The 460-nt window shown below is 64.1% G+C and carries 1 protein-coding gene; it reads left to right on the top strand.

Translation table 11 applies throughout. The features are described from left to right. Window positions 1-453, top strand: a 453-nt coding sequence (locus tag RM590_RS35605; protein ID WP_311708956.1) for an ABC transporter permease, incomplete at its 5' end; no start/stop codon positions are given. Window positions 454-460 lie beyond the last annotated feature (7 nt).

Here is a 460-nt window from a genome sequence, read left to right as displayed (position 1 = left end):
ACAGCGATTTGCGCCGATCTCGGCGCCCGCACCGTCCGTGAAGAGATCGACGCACTCGAGGTGCTTGGCATCGACCCCATCGAACGCCTGGTCGTGCCCCGCGTGGTGGCCTCGACCTTCGTGGCCTTCATGCTCAACGGCGCGGTGATCACCATCGGCCTGGTCGGCGGCTTCTTCTTCGGCGTCTATGTCCAGAACGTCTCCGCCGGCGCCTATGTCTCCACACTTACCCTGCTCACCGGATTCCCCGAGGTGATGATCTCGGTCGTCAAGGCCACACTGTTCGGCCTGATCGCCGGACTCGTCGGCTGCTACCGCGGCCTGACAGTGGCCGGTGGCTCCAAGGGCGTCGGCACCGCGGTGAACGAGACCCTGGTGCTGTGCGTGGTGGCATTGTTCGCAGTCAACGTCGTGCTCACCACCATCGGTGTGCGTTTCGGAACAGGGCACTGACATGAGT

The organism is Streptomyces litchfieldiae, assembly GCF_031845365.1.
Classification (GTDB): domain Bacteria; phylum Actinomycetota; class Actinomycetes; order Streptomycetales; family Streptomycetaceae; genus Streptomyces; species Streptomyces litchfieldiae.
This window is presented reverse-complemented; position numbering and strand designations above follow the sequence as displayed.